Origin of the sequence: Marinomonas algae (assembly GCF_047525555.1) — a bacterium.
GTDB lineage: Bacteria > Pseudomonadota > Gammaproteobacteria > Pseudomonadales > Marinomonadaceae > Marinomonas.
This window is the reverse complement of record NZ_JBLIXK010000013.1, coordinates 73,602-91,703: the sequence shown is the minus strand read 5'-3', so window position 1 is coordinate 91,703 and position 18,102 is coordinate 73,602. Positions and strand designations below refer to the sequence as shown.

Annotated in this window: 17 protein-coding genes and 5 tRNA genes; 15 read left to right on the top strand and 7 right to left on the bottom strand. The window is 43.1% G+C overall.

All coding sequences use genetic code 11. From position 1 onward, the window contains the following. Positions 1-41: 41 nt before the first annotated feature. A complete protein-coding gene (locus ACMUMQ_RS14700; RefSeq protein WP_414682701.1) occupies positions 42-227 on the bottom strand; it encodes a hypothetical protein in 186 nt (61 codons plus the stop codon). Positions 228-318: 91 nt separating this feature from the next. On the opposite strand from ACMUMQ_RS14700, the gene yaaA reads away from it, so the two are divergent. Beyond that, positions 319-1,101 (top strand): peroxide stress protein YaaA, encoded by a 783-nt coding sequence (gene yaaA / locus ACMUMQ_RS14695; protein WP_414682700.1) that lies wholly within the window; start codon positions 319-321, stop codon positions 1,099-1,101. Between the two features lie 78 nt (positions 1,102-1,179). On the opposite strand, the gene prmC is transcribed toward yaaA, so the two are convergent. From prmC to hemA, 3 genes are read right to left on the bottom strand one after another with little or no spacing between them, the layout of a single operon-like run. Further along, the gene (gene prmC, locus ACMUMQ_RS14690) at positions 1,180-2,022 is read right to left on the bottom strand and encodes a peptide chain release factor N(5)-glutamine methyltransferase (RefSeq protein ID WP_414682699.1); all 843 of its coding nucleotides are present in this window, start codon (positions 2,020-2,022) and stop codon (positions 1,180-1,182) included. 40 nt (positions 2,023-2,062) lie between these two features. Continuing rightward, a complete protein-coding gene (gene prfA, locus ACMUMQ_RS14685) occupies positions 2,063-3,151 on the bottom strand; it encodes a peptide chain release factor 1 (RefSeq protein ID WP_347984631.1) in 1,089 nt (362 codons plus the stop codon). Position 3,152: 1 nt separating this feature from the next. After that, complete coding sequence (gene hemA / locus ACMUMQ_RS14680; RefSeq protein ID WP_414682698.1) at positions 3,153-4,421, bottom strand: glutamyl-tRNA reductase; 1,269 nt, start codon at positions 4,419-4,421, stop codon at positions 3,153-3,155. 221 nt (positions 4,422-4,642) lie between these two features. On the opposite strand from hemA, the gene ACMUMQ_RS14675 reads away from it, so the two are divergent. From ACMUMQ_RS14675 to ACMUMQ_RS14615, 13 genes are all read left to right on the top strand, one after another. Next, positions 4,643-6,427 carry a tetratricopeptide repeat protein gene (locus ACMUMQ_RS14675; protein ID WP_414682697.1) on the top strand — a complete coding sequence of 595 codons (1,785 nt, stop codon included), beginning with the start codon at positions 4,643-4,645 and terminating at the stop codon, positions 6,425-6,427. Next, the gene (lolB, locus tag ACMUMQ_RS14670) at positions 6,424-7,002 is read left to right on the top strand and encodes a lipoprotein insertase outer membrane protein LolB (protein ID WP_414682696.1); all 579 of its coding nucleotides are present in this window, start codon (positions 6,424-6,426) and stop codon (positions 7,000-7,002) included. Before ACMUMQ_RS14675 ends, lolB begins: the two co-directional genes overlap by 4 nt. Beyond that, positions 6,987-7,862 (top strand): 4-(cytidine 5'-diphospho)-2-C-methyl-D-erythritol kinase, encoded by an 876-nt coding sequence (gene ispE, locus ACMUMQ_RS14665; RefSeq protein WP_414682695.1) that lies wholly within the window; start codon positions 6,987-6,989, stop codon positions 7,860-7,862. Before lolB ends, ispE begins: the two co-directional genes overlap by 16 nt. 68 nt (positions 7,863-7,930) lie before the next feature. Continuing rightward, positions 7,931-8,878 (top strand): ribose-phosphate diphosphokinase, encoded by a 948-nt coding sequence (locus tag ACMUMQ_RS14660; RefSeq protein ID WP_414682694.1) that lies wholly within the window; start codon positions 7,931-7,933, stop codon positions 8,876-8,878. 68 nt (positions 8,879-8,946) lie between these two features. Further along, entirely contained in the window at positions 8,947-9,525 is a 579-nt protein-coding gene (locus ACMUMQ_RS14655; RefSeq protein WP_317002912.1) for a 50S ribosomal protein L25/general stress protein Ctc, read from the top strand. Positions 9,526-9,548: 23 nt separating this feature from the next. Continuing rightward, positions 9,549-10,133, top strand: coding sequence for an aminoacyl-tRNA hydrolase (gene pth / locus ACMUMQ_RS14650; protein WP_317002911.1), 585 nt, complete (start codon positions 9,549-9,551; stop codon positions 10,131-10,133). A 28-nt stretch (positions 10,134-10,161) separates the two neighbouring features. After that, on the top strand, positions 10,162-11,253 hold the full coding sequence (ychF, locus tag ACMUMQ_RS14645) for a redox-regulated ATPase YchF (RefSeq protein WP_347984623.1): 1,092 nt from the start codon (positions 10,162-10,164) through the stop codon (positions 11,251-11,253). 111 nt (positions 11,254-11,364) lie between these two features. Next, positions 11,365-11,439, top strand: a tRNA-Gln gene (locus tag ACMUMQ_RS14640). Positions 11,440-11,447: 8 nt separating this feature from the next. Further along, positions 11,448-11,524, top strand: a tRNA-Met gene (locus tag ACMUMQ_RS14635). A 17-nt stretch (positions 11,525-11,541) separates the two neighbouring features. After that, positions 11,542-11,616 (top strand) — tRNA-Gln (locus tag ACMUMQ_RS14630). 15 nt (positions 11,617-11,631) lie between these two features. Then, positions 11,632-11,708 (top strand) — tRNA-Met (locus ACMUMQ_RS14625). Between the two features lie 16 nt (positions 11,709-11,724). After that, positions 11,725-11,799: transfer RNA gene (locus ACMUMQ_RS14620), tRNA-Gln, on the top strand. A gap of 117 nt (positions 11,800-11,916) precedes the next feature. Continuing rightward, positions 11,917-12,495 (top strand): porin family protein, encoded by a 579-nt coding sequence (locus ACMUMQ_RS14615; RefSeq protein WP_414682693.1) that lies wholly within the window; start codon positions 11,917-11,919, stop codon positions 12,493-12,495. A 78-nt stretch (positions 12,496-12,573) separates the two neighbouring features. Here the strand turns inward: ACMUMQ_RS14615 and clpB are convergent, their stop codons facing one another. The 3 genes from clpB to rluD all read right to left on the bottom strand — a co-directional run bounded on the left by clpB (position 12,574) and on the right by rluD (position 17,068). Beyond that, the gene (clpB, locus tag ACMUMQ_RS14610) at positions 12,574-15,153 is read right to left on the bottom strand and encodes an ATP-dependent chaperone ClpB (RefSeq protein WP_414682692.1); all 2,580 of its coding nucleotides are present in this window, start codon (positions 15,151-15,153) and stop codon (positions 12,574-12,576) included. A 112-nt stretch (positions 15,154-15,265) separates the two neighbouring features. Beyond that, positions 15,266-16,021 carry a peptidoglycan editing factor PgeF gene (gene pgeF / locus ACMUMQ_RS14605; RefSeq protein ID WP_414682691.1) on the bottom strand — a complete coding sequence of 252 codons (756 nt, stop codon included), beginning with the start codon at positions 16,019-16,021 and terminating at the stop codon, positions 15,266-15,268. Positions 16,022-16,084: 63 nt separating this feature from the next. After that, positions 16,085-17,068, bottom strand: a complete 984-nt coding sequence (rluD, locus tag ACMUMQ_RS14600) for a 23S rRNA pseudouridine(1911/1915/1917) synthase RluD (RefSeq protein ID WP_414682690.1) — start codon at positions 17,066-17,068, stop codon at positions 16,085-16,087. Between the two features lie 159 nt (positions 17,069-17,227). Here rluD and bamD point away from each other — a divergent pair, with 159 nt between their 5' ends. After that, positions 17,228-18,070 carry an outer membrane protein assembly factor BamD gene (gene bamD / locus ACMUMQ_RS14595; RefSeq protein ID WP_414682689.1) on the top strand — a complete coding sequence of 281 codons (843 nt, stop codon included), beginning with the start codon at positions 17,228-17,230 and terminating at the stop codon, positions 18,068-18,070. The last annotated feature ends 32 nt before the right edge of the window (positions 18,071-18,102 follow it).

The window sequence follows — 18,102 nt, the reverse complement described above, 5'->3', positions numbered from 1 at the left end:
CTTAAAGAAGCAGCCCGAAATAGAAATAAAGAGTTATTCCATTACTTTTTAGAGCCGCAGTACATTTTATTATTTTCAGGCAATTCAGCCGCTTCCAATTCCCAGTCATTACGAGCCTGGTCAAACGCCGCACGAAGTGCCTTTAATTTATCGCCCGAATGACGTATTGCCGCTTTGTGTTCAACACGCTGACGAGACGTCGGAAATGGTATCAGATTATTCTTCATAAATTATCTCTATTAAAGCATTGTCTGGATATCTATCGGCACTCCATGGATAATCTTTAACAAGCAAAATCATTATGCAAATGGAAAAATTATGAAATTTTTAATCTCTCCCGCAAAAACTTTGGACTTGACCTCTGAGCTTCCCAACCGTCATTTCAGTCAACCTGAAATGCTTGATAACTCTCAAGAGCTCATTGATACAATCAAGCCATACACTCCTGCAGAAATTGCCACATTAATGAAGCTAAGTGACAACTTAGCAACCTTAAATGTTTCACGCTACCAAGAATGGCAAAAAGAGCACACAACATCCAACAGCCGCCCAGCAGTTTATACCTTCATGGGCGATGTTTACACAGGCTTGGATGCCTATTCTCTAAGCAATGAAAATATGGAGTATGCACAAAAATCGCTTCGTATCCTAAGTGGATTATACGGCCTTCTGAAGCCTTTGGATTTAATGCAAGCCTACCGATTGGAAATGGGGACAAAACTTACAAATAATCGCGGCAGCAACTTGTATCAGTTCTGGGGAGACATCATAGTCGATAAAATAAACGATACGCTTGAAGAGAACGAGTTGCTCGTCAATCTAGCATCAAACGAATATTTCAAAGCGGTGAATAAGAAGAAGCTTAAATCTACCTTAATTACGCCAAACTTCCTTGATGAGAAAAACGGTCAGTTCAAAGTCATCAGCTTTTATGCCAAAAAAGCTCGTGGTTTGATGGCTCGTTACCTCATTGAAAACCGCTGTGAAACGCTTGAAGAATTGAAGGCATTTGATTTGGCGGGATATCGTTACGACCCGGAACAATCAACAGACGCTGCACCTGTGTTTATTCGCCCAGAAGATGCGCAGCCTAAGAAGTAAACAGAGCGCAGTCGCTGAATAAAGTCAGGAATATAACCACAGTTTTGTATTCCTGACTTTCCAATGGACGAAATACACTTAATGCCAGCGACCTATGGTCACTCGGTCATTACCACCCAGATCCTGAAAGCTCTCTACAGAATCAAAACCTGCCTGAGTAAGAAGGTGTCTAACCGCTTCTGCTTGATCGTAACCATGCTCAAACACCAAATAAGCATCTAGCTTCATGAATCGAGGAGATTCCTTGATAATATGTTCTATGTCAGCCAAACCATGATGGTCAGCCACTAAAGCACTTTTAGGCTCAAACCTCACATCACCTTGAGACAAATGCTCGTCATCAGGGTCAATATAAGGCGGATTAGAGACAATCAGATCAAACTGCTCGTTATCTATTAACGCATCAAACCAACTACTTTGCTTAAACGCCACATTATTCACTTGGTTTTTCTTAGCATTACCTTGAGCAAGTAATACCGCATCCTGCACAAGATCAACACCAATAACCTGCGACTCAGGCAACTCCGACGCTAACGCCAAGGCAATTGCGCCGGTTCCTGTACCAAGGTCCAAAATATGCTTGGCTTTTAAACCATCCTCAACAAGAGACAAGACAACTTCGACCAACCGCTCTGTGTCTGCACGAGGAATCAAAGTACAAGGCGCCACATCTAAATCTAAATTCCAGAATGCTTGATGCCCAAGCAAATAAGCAACTGGCTCTCCTTTCTCTCGACGCTCCAATAACTGATTGAATGCAGCAATCTGTTCCTCATCCACCTCCTTTTCTGGCCAAGTATAAAAATAAGACGTAGAAACAGACAGCACATGAGCCAGTAAAAGCTGCGCATCTAATTGCGCCGTATCTGAGACAAAAGTAAGGCGCTCTAAAGCGCCTTTTAGTAACTCATCAATTCGCATGCGAGATGACTACCCTGTAGAAAGAAAAGTACATTATTGATTAATTGTCGCCACTCAAAGTAGCAAGCTGTTCTGCTTGGAACTCGTTAACCAACGGATTAATCAAAACATCCAAATCACCTGTTACGATCTCGTCCAATTTGTACAAGGTTAAATTAATACGGTGATCTGTCACACGGCCTTGTGGGTAATTGTAAGTACGGATACGTTCAGAACGATCACCACTTCCCACCAAGGATTTACGTGTTTCGGATTGCTCACTCGCGGCTTTCTCTTGTTCCGCAGCCTGTAATCGAGAAGCCAGTAAAGACATGGCTTTCGCACGGTTTTTATGTTGAGAACGCTCTTCCTGACATTCAACAACCACGCCAGTCGGAATGTGAGTCAAACGAATCGCGGAATCGGTTTTGTTTACGTGCTGACCACCGGCACCAGAGGCGCGGAAAGTGTCGATTCGTAAATCAGCCTTGTTAATGACAATGTCATCTAACTCATCCATTTCAGGCATAACGGCAACAGTACAAGCAGAAGTATGAATACGGCCTTGCGATTCCGTTGCTGGCACTCGCTGAACACGATGGGCGCCAGACTCAAACTTCAGTTTTGAATACGCGCCATCACCAACAATTCGAGCAATTACTTCTTTATAACCGCCGTGCTCACCTTCGTTCGCACTGACAATTTCAACCTTCCAGCGTTGAGTCTCAGCATAACGAGAATACATACGGAACAAATCGCCTGAGAAAATAGACGCCTCATCACCACCTGTACCCGCTCGCACTTCTAAGAAAACGTTTTTAGAGTCATTTGGGTCTTTTGGTAAAAGCAATTTCTGTAGAACCAATTGAAGCTCTTCTTTTTGAGCCTGACCCGCTTTGTATTCCTCCACACCCATTTCTTTAATATCTGGGTCTGAGTCTGTCATCATAAGTTCTGCTTCAGCAATGTTTTCATCAATTTGCTGGAACTCATTGAAACACTTCACAACAGGTTCAAGTTCTGCATATTCTTTGGAATAAGCACGAAACAAATCCTGATCCATAATAACTTCAGCCACACCTAGTAACGCAGCCAACTCATCATAACGATCAGACAAACTTTCTAACTTTAATTTAATCGATTCTTTCATTTTAATTATCTTTTTCTTCGTGAATGCCCAATACATTCGAGGCAATAGTTAATGCGTCTTGATCTGCATCTGCGCCAGCGGCACGCAAATAGCGAGTCGGTGCATGAATGAGCTTATTCATTAAACCATGGGCAAGTTTGTTCATTACTTGCTCTGGCGCCTGGCCCATTTCAAGACCTTTCAGTGCTTTTTCTAATTCTGTGTTTTTAATTTCTTCAGCAGATTGTCTAAAGGTCACAATCAGATTTGAAACTTTTCTTGATTCAACGATTCGACGATAGGCATCTACGCCTTCATCGATCATCTGCTCAGCTGCTTTCGCAGCATCTTGCCTTGCTCTTACATTTTCTTCAATGACTGAATGCAAATCATCAACTGTATAAAGGTAAGCGTCTTTAACATTTTCAACTTCTGGCTCGATGTCTCGCGGAACGGCAATATCAATCAACAACATAGGAGAATGTCGGCGTTTTGCTGTTGCGCGCTCAACCATGCCTTTACCTATGATAGGCAACTGACTCGCCGTAGATGAAATCACGATATCAGCCTGTGACAAATAATCGCCGATGTCACCTAACATAATGGCTTCTGCGTTGAGCTCAGTCGCTAGATTTTCTGCTCGAGCTAAGGTTCTATTCGCGACAATGATGCGTTTGACGCCATTTTCTTTCAAATGACGCGCGACCAACTCAATCGTTTGGCCAGCACCAATCAATAACGCCGTACTGTTTCTAATATCAGCAAAGATACGTTGCGCCAAACTCACCGCAGCAAAGGCAATTGAAACAGGGTTCTCACCAATGGCTGTATCGGTTCGAACACGTTTTGCGACGGAGAAAGTACGCTGAAATAAAGATTCTAACTCCGGACCAAGGCATTCACCTTCTTGCGAAACCGCATAAGCCGATTTAACTTGTCCGAGTATTTGTGGCTCACCTAAAACCAAAGAATCCAAACCGGAAGCAACGCGCATCACATGGCGTACACTGTCATCTTCACAATGGGTATAACAATACTGCTTGAGGTCAACCGCATCGATGTCATGATACTGCCCAAGCCAAGTAATCACCTCATCCGCTTTTTGGACATCTTCTACCGAGCAGTAAAGTTCGGTTCTATTGCAAGTAGAGACAATGACAGCTTCATTGGCGGTTTTCTCAGACAACAGAGAAGACAACGCATCGACCATCTTTTCAGGCGCAAAAGCCACACGCTCACGTATCGAAACGGGCGCCGTTTTGTGATTTACACCTACAGTAATTAGCGGCATTCAGGACTCTTCTCAAAAATCGAGATTTTAAGACATGACAGGAGGAAGCGCAGCTTCAACATGACTCTTTACACAAAGAAGACACATTATACGAGAAATTCACTTTTTTGCGCACCCTATCTTACCAATAAAAGTAATAGGATTAATTTATAGTTGTAACTGACATAAGACGCCGCTAACGATAATATAAGAGTTATATGAATTCAGCATCGAGAATAAACATGCCATCTTGTTTCGGCACACTACACAACTTTCTGAAAGAAAAGCGCGACAACAAAAAGTGGCTGACGCTTTTTTTCGTGGTAAGCCTTCCTATTCTTACTGCTTGCCAACAGATGGCGAAAACAAATGACTCAAGCCAACAAGAAGCATCCGTAACACAAAACAAAACATCTACCGCTCAACAAATAGAAGCCTTGCTAGAAGCTGAATTTCTTTTGCAACGAGAAGGCCCAGAAAAAGCCTTCGACGCTTTTTATGATCTCGCCAGCAAAACTGCAGACGATAAATTACTCGAAAGATCAATTCAGGTCGCCATTGCATCCCAGAACGATAATTATGTAGAACGAAGCGCGAATCTATGGCTAGCAGCCGATCCTTTTGCTGAGCAAGCATATTCATTAAAGGCTCAAGTTCTGATTAAAAATCAACGCCCAGAAGAAACGGCCACACTCTTAATCAATGCAATAAGGCACAGCGTTTCTCTACAATTCTTGCCCCTGTATTTAGAAGACCATGTACGTGACAGTGAAAAAGTCGCTGTGATTAGCGAAGCCATTTCCGAACTGCCCGCTAAGTACCAAAAAGACCAGTACATTCAACTTAGCCAAGCGCATATTTTCTTATTAGCTGGCCAATATGAAGAAGCCATCACTGAATCTCAACAACTGCTGGAGCGTCCAGACTTAGAAAAGAATGAAATATTGTTTTTGATTCTCGCCTTTAGCCAAAAGAATATTGGCCAACTTGATGAGTCAATCGAAACCTTATTAGAAGCAACAAAGCATCACCCAGAGAACACTCGAATCATGGCCTCTTTGATTGACTTCCTTGTGGAGCGAGGCGATGTCTCTCAAGCCATGTCGATTTATAACGAGAAAACATTAGACGATTCGGAGCAGCTTCAAGTTGGTATTGGCTTTATGCGTACTTTATTGGCAAACAACCAACCAAAGCATGTTTTAGAAGTGTCCGCCACTTTGCCGGAAGAAAGCTTCGGTTTTGGCGATCAAATCCAATTCCTTGAAGCCATCGCGTTAGCAGAATTGAAAGAAACAACCAAAGCCATTGAAATAATGCGCAATGTGGAAGGCAACCTACGAACAAAAGCCACACAACAAATTGCGTTATGGCTTTATGAGGAAAACAAAGAACAAGACATTAACGAGATGGTCTTAACAAGAACCTTGCGAGAAAACATTCCTGAGCAAGTCACACTGATCAGTCAGTTACATCTACAAAACGATAACGAACGTTTAGCCTACGACTTAGTGAGCCAAGCCTCTGACACTTACCCTGAATCAAATGCGCTACGTTACCGAAAAGCATTATTGGCAGAATCATTAGGCGATTGGCAAACTACGGAAACTGAAATCCACATTTTATTATTGAAAGATCCTGAAAACCCTCAGTATCTTAACGCTTTAGGTTACACCTTGCTCACTAGAACCTCTCGCATTGATGAGGCCATGAAATACATAGAATCAGCCTATGAAAAAGCAGAAGATGATCCTGCGGTCATAGACAGCTTAGGCTGGGGACACTTTTTAAAAGGCGAGCTAGAACAAGCATCTTATTATCTCAAGAAAGCATGGAGTCTTTTGCCTGACGCTGAAATAGCAGCGCACTATGGCGAAACCTTATGGAAACAGCGACATTACAAAGAGGCAATAGAGATATGGGAAACTGCCCTAGACAGCGAACCAAACTCACCACTTTTATTAGAAACGATTAAACGACTGTCGCCGTCTTTAATAGAAGAAAGACAACAGGATATTACGCCATGAATTATCGCGCACTTTGTATTATTTCACTGACGGCTTTTTTAGGTGCCTGTAGCACACAGCCTTCTGGCCCTGTCACGCCACCACCGTCTAGTGTCGATGCCATATCAAAATGGGAAACCTCAGGTCGAGTCGGCATTCGTACTCAAGATGATGCGATCTCAGGAAATTTCAGCTGGCAAAAAGCCACAGATACCTTTTCTTTGTCTATCGTTGGCCCTTTTGGTCAAGGTGCAACCAAACTCAATCAAAACGAAAACGGCTTAGTCACATTAGCCTATGAAGACAAAGTCATTACAGGTGATAACCCAGCAACACTTTTGCACGACGAGCTAGGTTGGGCTTTTCCTGTTGAGCAGGTCACTTATTGGATTCGCGGTTTGGCTTCGCCACATTCGCCAGCCCAAATCACTAAAGAAGCAGACTCCGACACGGTGGACAAAATAGAACAAGATGGCTGGGTTGTTACCTATAGTAATTTCACTAAAATAGACGGTTTATCCTTGCCGCAAAAAATGCAAGTTTCAAACTCTCCGTTTCGAGTAAATTTGATTATCAACGAATGGGCCGTTCAGTAACCACAATGCGATTACCTTCTCCAGCAAAGCTAAATCTCTTTTTACACATTACAGGTCGCCGAGAAGATGGTTATCATGAGTTACAAACCGTCTTTCAATTCATTGATTTATGCGACACTTTAGAGTTTTCTCTTACGCAAAATAATCGCATTACTATTTCCCCAGAAATAGAAGGTTTACCAACCGAAGAGAACCTTATCCATAAAGCCGCTGAGTTGCTCACACCTTTCAAAAAAGACAAAACATTTGGCGTCGATATTAGACTCGAAAAACAACTGCCAATGGGTGGCGGTATCGGTGGCGGAAGTTCAAATGCCGCGACAACGTTATTGGCGCTCAACACTCTGTGGGAATGCCACTTAACTCTCGAAAAATTAGCCGAAATGGGTGTCACGCTTGGGGCAGATATTCCAGTATTTGTGATGGGGTTTTCAGCCTTTGCCGAAGGTGTTGGAGAAAGGCTCCAAAAAGTCGAGCCAGATACGCCGTATTTTTTACTCTTAAAGCCCAATTGCCACGTCTCTACTGCTCAAATATTTACCGATAAATATTTGACAAGAGACACCCCTCCCATCAAAATACCGCACGCCTTGAAGCTGGGTGGTCATAACGATTGCCTTGATGTCGTAAAAAAGCACAATCCTGAAGTAAACGAAGCGTATTTATGGCTTAAAAATCATGGAGATGCGAAGTTAACCGGGACAGGTGCTTGCCTATTTCTAGCATTTGATAATTTACTCGAAGCTGAGCGAGTAAAACAGCTAACACCAAAGAAATGGCAAAGTTGGGTATGTCGCAGCACAAATACGTCACCAACTCATGACGCATTAAACCAGTGGATTGAGCAAAATAAAAGTTAGCAAGGCAAGGCTCACTTATACTAAGCCAATCTATTTTCATCGCAGATAATATACAAAGGGTATACACAGTGTCCAAGTTGATGGTTTTTACCGGTAATGCAAACCCGGAACTCGCTCGTAGAGTCGTACGTCGCCTAGGTTTACCTATCGGTAACGCAACAGTCGGTAAGTTCAGCGATGGTGAAATTACAGTTGAGATTAATGAAAACGTTCGTGGTAAAGACGTTTTTATCATCCAGTCAACTTGTGCACCAAGCAATGACAACCTAATGGAACTCATTGTTATGGCAGACGCTTTACGTCGTGCATCTGCTACTCGCGTCACCGCCGTTATCCCTTATTTTGGTTATGCTCGCCAAGATCGTCGCGTACGATCTGCACGCGTACCTATTACAGCAAAAGTGATTGCCGATATGATTTCTGCAGTAGGGATCAACCGCGTATTAACGGTTGACCTTCATGCTGATCAGATCCAGGGATTCTTCGACATTCCTGTTGATAACGTTTATGCAACACCTTTATTACTTGACGATCTACAACGCCAAGGCCATGAGAACATTGCTGTTGTTTCTCCTGACGTAGGCGGCGTTGTACGCGCAAGAGCCTTTGCGAAAATGCTAGATGATGCAGACTTAGCAATCATCGACAAACGCCGCCCTCGTGCAAATGAAGCTCAAATCATGCATTTGATCGGTGATGTTGAAGGCAAAACATGTGTCCTAGTTGATGACATGTGTGACACTGGCGGTACTTTATGTGCGGCCGCTAAAGCATTGAAAGAACATGGCGCTTCAAAAGTACTTGCTTACTGTACTCACCCTGTTCTTTCTGGCAAAGCAATCGAAAACATTAAAAATTCCGTGCTCGATGAATTGGTTGTGACTGATACCATTCCATTGAGACAAGAGGCGCTTAATTGCCCTCAGATACGCCAATTGTCGATGTCTGACATTATGGCGGAGGCTGTTCGTCGCGTATGTAACGAAGAGTCTATCAGTGCCATGTTTGGGGCTTAAACCAAACACTTACGCTCGGAATGGGTCGCAGTTCTGGGCACAAACTTTATTATTATTAGGAAAATATCATGTCATTATCTATTAATGCCGTAGCACGAACTCTAGAAGGTAAAGGTGCGAGCCGCCGCCTTCGCAACGAAGGCTTAGTGCCAGCTGTTATCTACGGTGGCGAAGCTGCTCCACAATCTATCGCATTCAAAGACAACGAGCTTCTAAAAGCTGTTGCTACTCCAGGTTTCTTAACTGGTCTAGTAGAAGTGTCTGTTGAAGGCAAAGCTGAGAAATTGCTTGTTAAAGCTCTACAACGTCATCCAGCAACTGGCGCTGTTATGCACATGGACCTTCAGCGCGTTCAAGAAGACAGAACGATCACTACTCGCGTTCCTTTAAGCTTCATCAACGCTGCGAAAAGTGAAGGTGTTAGCAAGCAAGGTGGTCGTTTGACTATCGAATCTAAATTGGCTGAAGTACGTTGCCTACCAGCAAACCTACCTGAAGCATTGATCGTTGATACTATCAATGGCCAACTAGATCAAATCTTCCACCTATCTGACGTAACTCTTCCTGAAGGCGTTGAGTTGGTTTCTTTGTTGAAAGGCGAAGATCACAACCAACCTATCGGTCGTATCAGTAAGTCAAAACGTTAAGATAACTCATTGAAGGCAGCATTGTGGCAAGTTTCAAATTATTAGTCGGCCTAGGTAACCCTGGCAGCGAATACGAGAACACGCGTCACAATGCAGGCGCTCAATGGATTGAAGCATTGGCTCAACAGAGCCAATGCTCTTTACGTATTGAGAAAAAGTTTTTTGGTCAATTCGGTAAAGTTTCTATAGCTGGTGAAGAATGCTATTTACTCATTCCCACCACCTATATGAATTTAAGCGGAAAAGCGGTACAAGCCGTTTGCCAGTTTTATAAAATCCTTCCTGAAGAAATTCTTGTTGTTCATGACGAATTAGACATTCCACCCGGCACGGTTAAATTAAAGAAAGGCGGTGGACATGGCGGTCATAACGGTTTAAAAGACATTATTGCTAAATTAGCGAACAACAGAGAATTTGCTCGTCTTAGAATAGGCATTGGCCATCCAGGTCATGCAAGCCAAGTTGCAAATTACGTTTTGAAAAAAGCGGCTCCCGACGAGTACGCAAAAATTGAAACAACAATTAACGAATCATTGCGCTATGTAGATGACATTGTACGGGGCGATTTAAACCCTGTAATGAACCAACTACACAGCTTCAAAGCATAATCATTAAATTATATTTAGGAATTTCATTATGGGCTTTAATTGCGGCATCGTTGGTTTACCTAACGTTGGTAAGTCGACTCTTTTCAATGCATTAACAAAAGCAGGTATTGGAGCAGAAAACTTCCCATTCTGTACGATTGAGCCAAATGCCGGTGTCGTTGCTATGCCAGACCCAAGACTCGACGCGCTCGCAGAAATTGTTAAGCCTGAAAAAGTACTGGCAACTACGATGGAATTTGTCGACATTGCCGGTCTTGTAGAAGGCGCATCGAAAGGTGAAGGCCTTGGAAACAAATTCTTAGCAAACATTCGTGAAACAGACGCCATTGCCCATGTTGTTCGTTGCTTTGAAGATGAAAACGTCATTCACGTCGCTAACCATGTAAACCCTAAGGCAGACATTGAAGTCATCAATCTTGAGCTGATTTTTGCAGACATCGAATCCATTGATAAGCAAATCTTCCGTACAGCTAAAAATGCCAAAAGTGGCAATAAAGAAGCCATTGCTCACAAAGCCTTTTTAGAAAGCATTAAAGAGCATCTAGAAAATGGTTTACCTGTACGCTCTATGGAAATGTCTGACGACCAGAAAAAAGAAGTCCGAGCACTTCACCTATTAACAACCAAACCAACCATGTACATTGCCAATGTATCTGAAGATGGTTTCGAAAATAACCCTTATCTAGACCAAGTTAAAGAAATTGCAGACGCTGAAGGCGCAATGGTTGTACCTATCTGCAACCAGCTTGAAGCTGAAATCTCAGAACTGGATGCTGATGAGATGAAAGAGTTCCTAGATGAAATGGGTATGGAAGAACCAGGACTGGATCGTGTGATTCGTGCCGGATACGAACTCCTAGGCCTTCAGACCTACTTTACAGCAGGTGTAAAGGAAGTTCGTGCATGGACGGTTAAACAAGGCGCAACAGGCCCACAAGCCGCTGGTGTTATCCATACGGACTTTGAGAAGGGCTTTATCCGTGCAGAAGTTGTCAGCTATGATGATTTCATTCAATACCGTGGCGAAAGCGGCGCTAAAGAAGCCGGAAAGTGGCGTCTAGAAGGGAAAGAATACATAGTAAAAGATGGTGATGTGATGCATTTCCGCTTTAATGTTTAATCAATCACAAACATTTTTAGAAAAACACTTGACCCATTAACGGGTTATATGAATAATATCGCGCCACAGAGGCAGTGGTTCAAATTGAATTAACTGCTTTGTGTTGTCTGTTGGGGTATAGCCAAGCGGTAAGGCAACGGGTTTTGATCCCGTCATGCGTTGGTTCGAATCCAGCTACCCCAGCCACAGACAAAGGCTATGTAGCTCAGTTGGTTAGAGCACATCACTCATAATGATGGGGTCACTAGTTCGAATCTAGTCATAGCCACCAATAATTATCGATAGTATTGGGGTATAGCCAAGCGGTAAGGCAACGGGTTTTGATCCCGTCATGCGTTGGTTCGAATCCAGCTACCCCAGCCATCGATATCTGCACTAGGCTATGTAGCTCAGTTGGTTAGAGCACATCACTCATAATGATGGGGTCACTAGTTCGAATCTAGTCATAGCCACCAGAAAGTTCAGAATTATTGGGGTATAGCCAAGCGGTAAGGCAACGGGTTTTGATCCCGTCATGCGTTGGTTCGAATCCAGCTACCCCAGCCAATTCTAATTCTTCCTACTAAACACTTTTCTATAATTTCTCATTTCTTTGGATTTTACTCACTGATCATCTATAATTGCCAAATAATTTACGTTAATTAACAATTGTGAGTGCCAATTATGAAATCAATAAAATCCGCTTTTGCTTTATCAGCAGTGTTGCTAGCAAGTGCCGCCCATGCCGATTTTATCGGTGCTAATGCAGAGGCAGGTATTTTTGATGGTAGCGACGGTTCTGCAACTTACGCAAGCCTTGCAATTCAACACCCTATTCCACTCATTCCAAACCTTCGCGTAGACACTTGGGACTACGAGTCTGACCCTTCTGGAACAAAAATCAGCCACTTAGATTTCACGGGGTATTACGGTGTAGGGTTATTATGGGCAAGCCTTGAAGGTGGTCTAACATTCCGTAATTTAGACATGACAGTCGGTTCTTCTGAAGACAGCGAATCTGTCCCTATGCTTTTCTTAGCCGCTTCTCTTGCCATTCCAGGCACTGGCATTACATTAGCAGCTGAGTCTAAAAGTATTTCTTCTTTTGATGATGTCACAATCTCTGACCAATCTTTCAAACTTCAATACCAACCTATCCCAATCCTTGGTCTAGAAGCAGGTTACCGCTCTATCGATCAAGAAACTAACTTCCTTGACACTGATTACGATGGTTACTTCATCGGTTTAACAATCGATATCTAATCATTAAAGAGAATTTACTTATAAAAAAACTCTAGCTCTTTTTAAGAGACTAGAGTTTTTTTTGCTCTGCATAATCAATTAGCCTTTGTTAAAAACTAATTGCTCATCCGCTACTTCCACTTTGATTAAGTCACCCGATATAAAGTTGCCAGCCAACAATTCATTCGCCAATGGATTCTCGATCCATTTTTGAATCGCTCGCTTCAAAGGACGCGCGCCATAAATCGGATCATAACCCACTTCGACTAGTTGCTCTGAAGCTTCTTCTGTTAACTCTAAAGACATTCCCATCTCAGCCAACCTCTCATTCAAATGTGCTAACTGAATGCTCGCTATGCCTTTAATCTGATTCTTCATCAGAGGATGGAAAACCACCGTTTCATCAATACGGTTAATAAACTCTGGACGGAAATGCATAGCGACCACATCCATCACTTTTGATTTAATTTCCTCGTACTGATCATCAGACTGATATTCTTGAATAAGATCCGAACCTAAGTTCGACGTCATCACAATCACAGTATTACTGAAGTCTACAGTGCGTCCTTGACCATCTGTTAATCGACCATCATCCAACACCTGTAAAAGTATATTAAAGACATCAGAATGCGCCTTTTCGATCTCATCAAGCAACAAGACCGAATAAGGACGCCTTCTTACCGCTTCCGTCAAAAAACCGCCTTCCTCATAACCAACATAACCTGGAGGCGCACCAATCAAACGAGCGACAGAGTGCTTCTCCATAAATTCAGACATATCGACCCGAACCATGGCTTGCTCTGTGTCAAACAAGAACTTGGCTAACGACTTACATAACTCTGTCTTACCAACGCCTGTAGGGCCCAAGAAAAGGAAAGAGCCATTTGGTCGATTAGGATCAGCTAAACCAGAACGGGAGCGTCTAACCGCGTTAGAAACAGCTGAAACGGCTTCATTCTGTCCCATTACAGATTCATGCAGAGCATCTTCCATACGCAGAAGTTTATCGCGCTCTCCTTCCAGCATTTTGTCTACTGGAATACCGGTCCAACGCGAAACAACCGTTGCAACCTCTTCTTCTGTAACTCGTCTTTTAAGTAGCTTGGTTTCTGTTTGCTCTTCTTCCTGGCCAGCTTTTTCGATTTCCGCTTCCAGCATTGGAATTACGCCATATTGAAGCTCAGACATTTTCGCCAAATCACCATTACGACGAGCTTCTTCCATTTCATGACGAACCGAATCTAGGTCTTCTTTAAGCTTTTGAGCACCTTGAACAGCAGCCTTTTCAGCACTCCATATTTCGTCTAAATCAGAAAACTGCTTTTGCAAATTATTGATTTCTGCATCAAGGTCGTCGAGACGTAACTTAGACGCTTTGTCTTTTTCTTTTTTCAGAGCCTCTTTTTCAATTTTTAGCTGAATTAAGCGACGTTCTAACCGGTCCATATCTTCTGGTTTAGAATCCATCTCCATACGAATACGACTGGCAGCTTCGTCAATCAGGTCAATCGCCTTATCTGGCAATTGTCGATCTGTAATATAACGCTGAGACAACTTAGCCGCTGAAATAATCGCAGAATCGGTAATGTCTACACCGTGGTGAATTTCATAACGCTCTTTTAAACCACGTAAAATAGCGATCGAATCCAACACACTTGGCTCTTCTACCAAGACTTTCTGGAAGCGTCTTTCTAGCGCCGCATCTTTCTCAATAAACTGACGGTATTCGTCTAGCGTTGTAGCACCAACACAATGAAGCTCACCTCGGGCAAGCGCAGGCTTCAACATATTCCCCGCATCCATAGAACCTTCTGATTTGCCAGCACCGACCATGGTATGAATTTCATCGATAAACAGGATAATTTGTCCTTCCTGTTTCGATAATTCATTTAGCAAAGCTTTTAAGCGCTCTTCAAACTCGCCACGATATTTGGCTCCAGCAATCAAAGCGCCCATATCAAGAGACAAGACACGTTTGTTCTTCAGCCCTTCCGGCACTTCACCATTAATGATTCGCTGCGCCAAACCTTCTACAATCGCAGTTTTACCAACACCAGGTTCACCAATTAACACTGGGTTATTTTTACGACGACGCTGTAATACCTGAATTGTGCGACGAATCTCATCATCTCGCCCAATAACTGGATCCAATTTACCGTCTGCTGCTCTCGCTGTTAGATCAATGGTGTATTTATCTAAAGCTTGGCGATTTTCTTCTGAATCTGGGTCGTTAATAGACTCGCCACCACGAATAGTGTCTATCACAGCAGCGATGTCATTCTTTGTGACGCCACTCGCTTTGAGGCTTTTAGCCAATTCATCTTTACCATCAAATATGGCCATCACAACCAGTTCAGATGAAATAAATTGATCTTTGCGCTTTTGAGCTTCTTTATCTGCCAAGTTTAATAAACGTCCCAATTCAGGGGACATTTGAACATTGCCGTCATGGTCTTTCACCTTAGGCAAGTGATCCAATAAACCATTCAAACTTTCACGAAACTTGGCAACTGGGATTCCAGCTTGTTGTAAAATCGGACGAGTGCTACCGCCTTGTTGATCAAGCAGCGCAATCATTAGATGAAGAGATTCTATGTAGGAGTGGTCCTGACCAAGAGCAACAGATTGAGCATCTGAAAGGGCCAACTGCAATTTGCTAGTAAGACGATCTATACGCATAACGAACATCCTGGGTAAAAATTAAAGGAATAAGTAATTACAGACTTAATAGTTCCCAAAAATGGCTTTTCAAGATCCGGGTGTCATTTTTTTGACACCCATCAATAAATACTTAGCAATTTGTCCCATCAGTCCATATAACAGACGCCATTCGGCCAGTTTTTCCTTCACGTCGATAGGAATAAAAAAGAGCTTCATCAGTAAAAGTACAAAAGTCGCCGCCATACACTTCCGTTACACCTGCGGCAGCCAACCTTTGCTTTGCCAACAAATAAAGATCGCCTAACCATTTCCCTTCGTTCTGAGTCGCTTTAAATGCCGCCTCAGCCTCTGGAAGCTGTTTCATAAAGGCTTCTTTCACTTCACCGCCCACTTCAAAGGCCGCAGGTCCAATAGCAGGGCCAAGCCACGCCATAATTTTGTCCTGCTCATCAAAGCATGCCAAAGTTGACTCTAAAATACCGTCACAAAGCCCTCGCCAACCAGCATGTGCTACAGCTACTTTGGATCCAGATTCATTACAGAAAAAGACAGGCAAGCAATCTGCCGTCAAAACTGCACAAACTTGATCTTTTGTATCCGTAAACGCAGCATCAGCACTTTCTGGTAATTTGTCACAAGGTAAAGAAACAGTACGCGTGCCGTGAACTTGATTTAACCAAGTCACTGTCTCTGGCATATCAATATAAGATGCGAAGATCTCACGATTTTTTTGCACTGAGCTGGCTTCATCTTGAACATGAGCACCAAGATTTAAACTATCAAAAGGTGAATGACTCACCCCGCCCAATCGTGTAGAAACATAGGCCTGAACCGACGCTGGTGCTGGCCAATCAGCACAAATAACTGATTTATTATGAGAAGGCATGTGTCCTCCTATAAATGAAATTGAAGGCAAATAAAAAGGCAGCTTAAAGCTGCCTTCCGTTTATCAGAAGTATTCCGAGTCGTTACTTCCAGACTCTACCATATCTTTTTTCAGCGCTCCTAATAAGTGCTGCATATCTTCCGGCAAGTCTACTTCCCATTCCATCCATTCACCCGTAATAGGATGAGCCAGCTCTAATCTTTTCGCATGCAGAGCTTGGCGACGGAAATTACGCAATCCTTCCTGTAACTCTTCAGAACAGGCTTTTGGCATTTTCAGGCGGCCGCCATATTGCGGATCACCGACCAATGGATATTGAATAAATGCCATGTGTACACGAATTTGGTGAGTACGGCCAGTTTCCAGTTTCAAGCGAATATGTGTGTGGTTCTTAAAGCGCTCAACCAGACGATAATGTGTCACAGCATCTTTGCCATGCACTGGCTCGACTGCTTGCTTCTGACGATTATGAGGATGACGTCCAATTGGTTCATCTACCACGCCACCACCAGTCATCACGCCGATAGTAATCGCTTCGTATTCACGCCCCATGCTTCGCTCTTGTAATTGAGACACCAAATCAGTTTGTGCCGCCAATGTTTTCGCAACAACCATCAAGCCAGTTGTTTCTTTATCGAGGCGATGCACAATACCTGCGCGTGGAATATGCGCTGTTTCTGGAGCATGATGCAAAATAGCATTCATCAAGGTGCCATCACGGTTACCGACCGCAGGATGTACAACCAAACCAGCTGGTTTATTTACTATGATGATGTCGTCATCTTCATAAACGATATCCAGCGGCATCTCTTGCGCTTCATGGGCTTCTTGATCTTCGATCAGGATATCAAGCGTAATGGTCTCTCCACCGAAAAGCTTTTCCTTCGGTTTGGTCTCTTTCCCATCTACTTTTAAAACGCCTTCTTTGATCCAACTTTGAATTCGCGCACGAGAATAATCGCTAAACAATTCTGTCGCGACTTGATCAAATCGGTTACCACCCAAATCAAACGGGACTTGGGCTTCTTTTACTATTCGCTCTGCCATACAATGTACTTATGTCTGTTGTTTTCAGCTCATTAATTTTATCATTGAGTCTGAAAGTGAAAAAACGTGTAGCGCTTGCACTTCATCATCTTTCGCAATATAACGCTACAAAATGCCGATTTAGGCTTATCTACCACCATATCAAGGTTTTGATTATACATGGGATTTCATCACTCGTTGCTCCGATTCTCTGGAATAGTTAGTTTTTCTTTATTGATTGTGGCTTGTTCAAGCAAACAGGTACAAGAACCCGACCTACCTGAGCGTGTTTACTATGAAAAAGCACAACAAGCTTTAGAAGACAACTTACCTTCAACCGCTATAAAACACCTCAAGGATTTGGATTCACGCTATCCATTTGGTGAGTTCAGTGTACGCGCTGAATTAGACCTGATATACGCGCAAATAGAAGCGAATGAAAATATCGCGGCTCATGCGACAGCGGATCGTTTCATAAAGAACCACCCTGACCATGACTCTATTGACTACGCCTACTACATGCGTGCGTTATCAACATACAATGGAGCGGAAAGTTTACTGTCTCGTTTTCTGGATTTAGACCCAAGTGAGCGGGATTCAAAAGAGCTTTCTAAAGCCTTCAGTGAATTAGCTGATTTTACTGCACGTTTCCCTAACAGCAGCTATGCGCCAGACGCCAAAGCTCGTATGTATTACTTGCGAGAAATGGTTTCTCGTCATGAGTTAACCGTTGCGCATTATTACCTGAAAAGAAAAGCGCCTCTTTCAGCGCTTCGCCGCAGCCAAGAAGTGGTACAGAACTACCCAAGCACTCGCTCTGTCGAAGGCGCATTGGCAGTGAGCGTGCAAGCGTATAATGATTTAGGGAAAACTGAACTGGCTGAAACCAATTTAGCAGTATTAAAGCAAAGTTTCCCTGCATCTTCTTATGTTGATGAAGAAGGAAACTTCATACCATTAAAATTACCTAGCGATGCCGATCCGAGCTTCTTGTACTGGATCAGCTTTGGGTTATTTGATTAATCCCTCCTAAAAGTAAAGCATCCATAAAGCCA

Coding starts and splice junctions, on each gene's coding strand:
- ACMUMQ_RS14700 (WP_414682701.1), bottom strand. CDS start 227: ATGAAGAATAATCTGATACCATTTCCGACGTCTCGTCAGCGTGTTGAA.
- yaaA (WP_414682700.1), top strand. CDS start 319: ATGAAATTTTTAATCTCTCCCGCAAAAACTTTGGACTTGACCTCTGAG.
- prmC (WP_414682699.1), bottom strand. CDS start 2,022: ATGCGAATTGATGAGTTACTAAAAGGCGCTTTAGAGCGCCTTACTTTT.
- prfA (WP_347984631.1), bottom strand. CDS start 3,151: ATGAAAGAATCGATTAAATTAAAGTTAGAAAGTTTGTCTGATCGTTAT.
- hemA (WP_414682698.1), bottom strand. CDS start 4,421: ATGCCGCTAATTACTGTAGGTGTAAATCACAAAACGGCGCCCGTTTCG.
- ACMUMQ_RS14675 (WP_414682697.1), top strand. CDS start 4,643: ATGCCATCTTGTTTCGGCACACTACACAACTTTCTGAAAGAAAAGCGC.
- lolB (WP_414682696.1), top strand. CDS start 6,424: ATGAATTATCGCGCACTTTGTATTATTTCACTGACGGCTTTTTTAGGT.
- ispE (WP_414682695.1), top strand. CDS start 6,987: ATGGGCCGTTCAGTAACCACAATGCGATTACCTTCTCCAGCAAAGCTA.
- ACMUMQ_RS14655 (WP_317002912.1), top strand. CDS start 8,947: ATGTCATTATCTATTAATGCCGTAGCACGAACTCTAGAAGGTAAAGGT.
- ychF (WP_347984623.1), top strand. CDS start 10,162: ATGGGCTTTAATTGCGGCATCGTTGGTTTACCTAACGTTGGTAAGTCG.
- ACMUMQ_RS14615 (WP_414682693.1), top strand. CDS start 11,917: ATGAAATCAATAAAATCCGCTTTTGCTTTATCAGCAGTGTTGCTAGCA.
- clpB (WP_414682692.1), bottom strand. CDS start 15,153: ATGCGTATAGATCGTCTTACTAGCAAATTGCAGTTGGCCCTTTCAGAT.
- pgeF (WP_414682691.1), bottom strand. CDS start 16,021: ATGCCTTCTCATAATAAATCAGTTATTTGTGCTGATTGGCCAGCACCA.
- rluD (WP_414682690.1), bottom strand. CDS start 17,068: ATGGCAGAGCGAATAGTAAAAGAAGCCCAAGTCCCGTTTGATTTGGGT.
- bamD (WP_414682689.1), top strand. CDS start 17,228: ATGGGATTTCATCACTCGTTGCTCCGATTCTCTGGAATAGTTAGTTTT.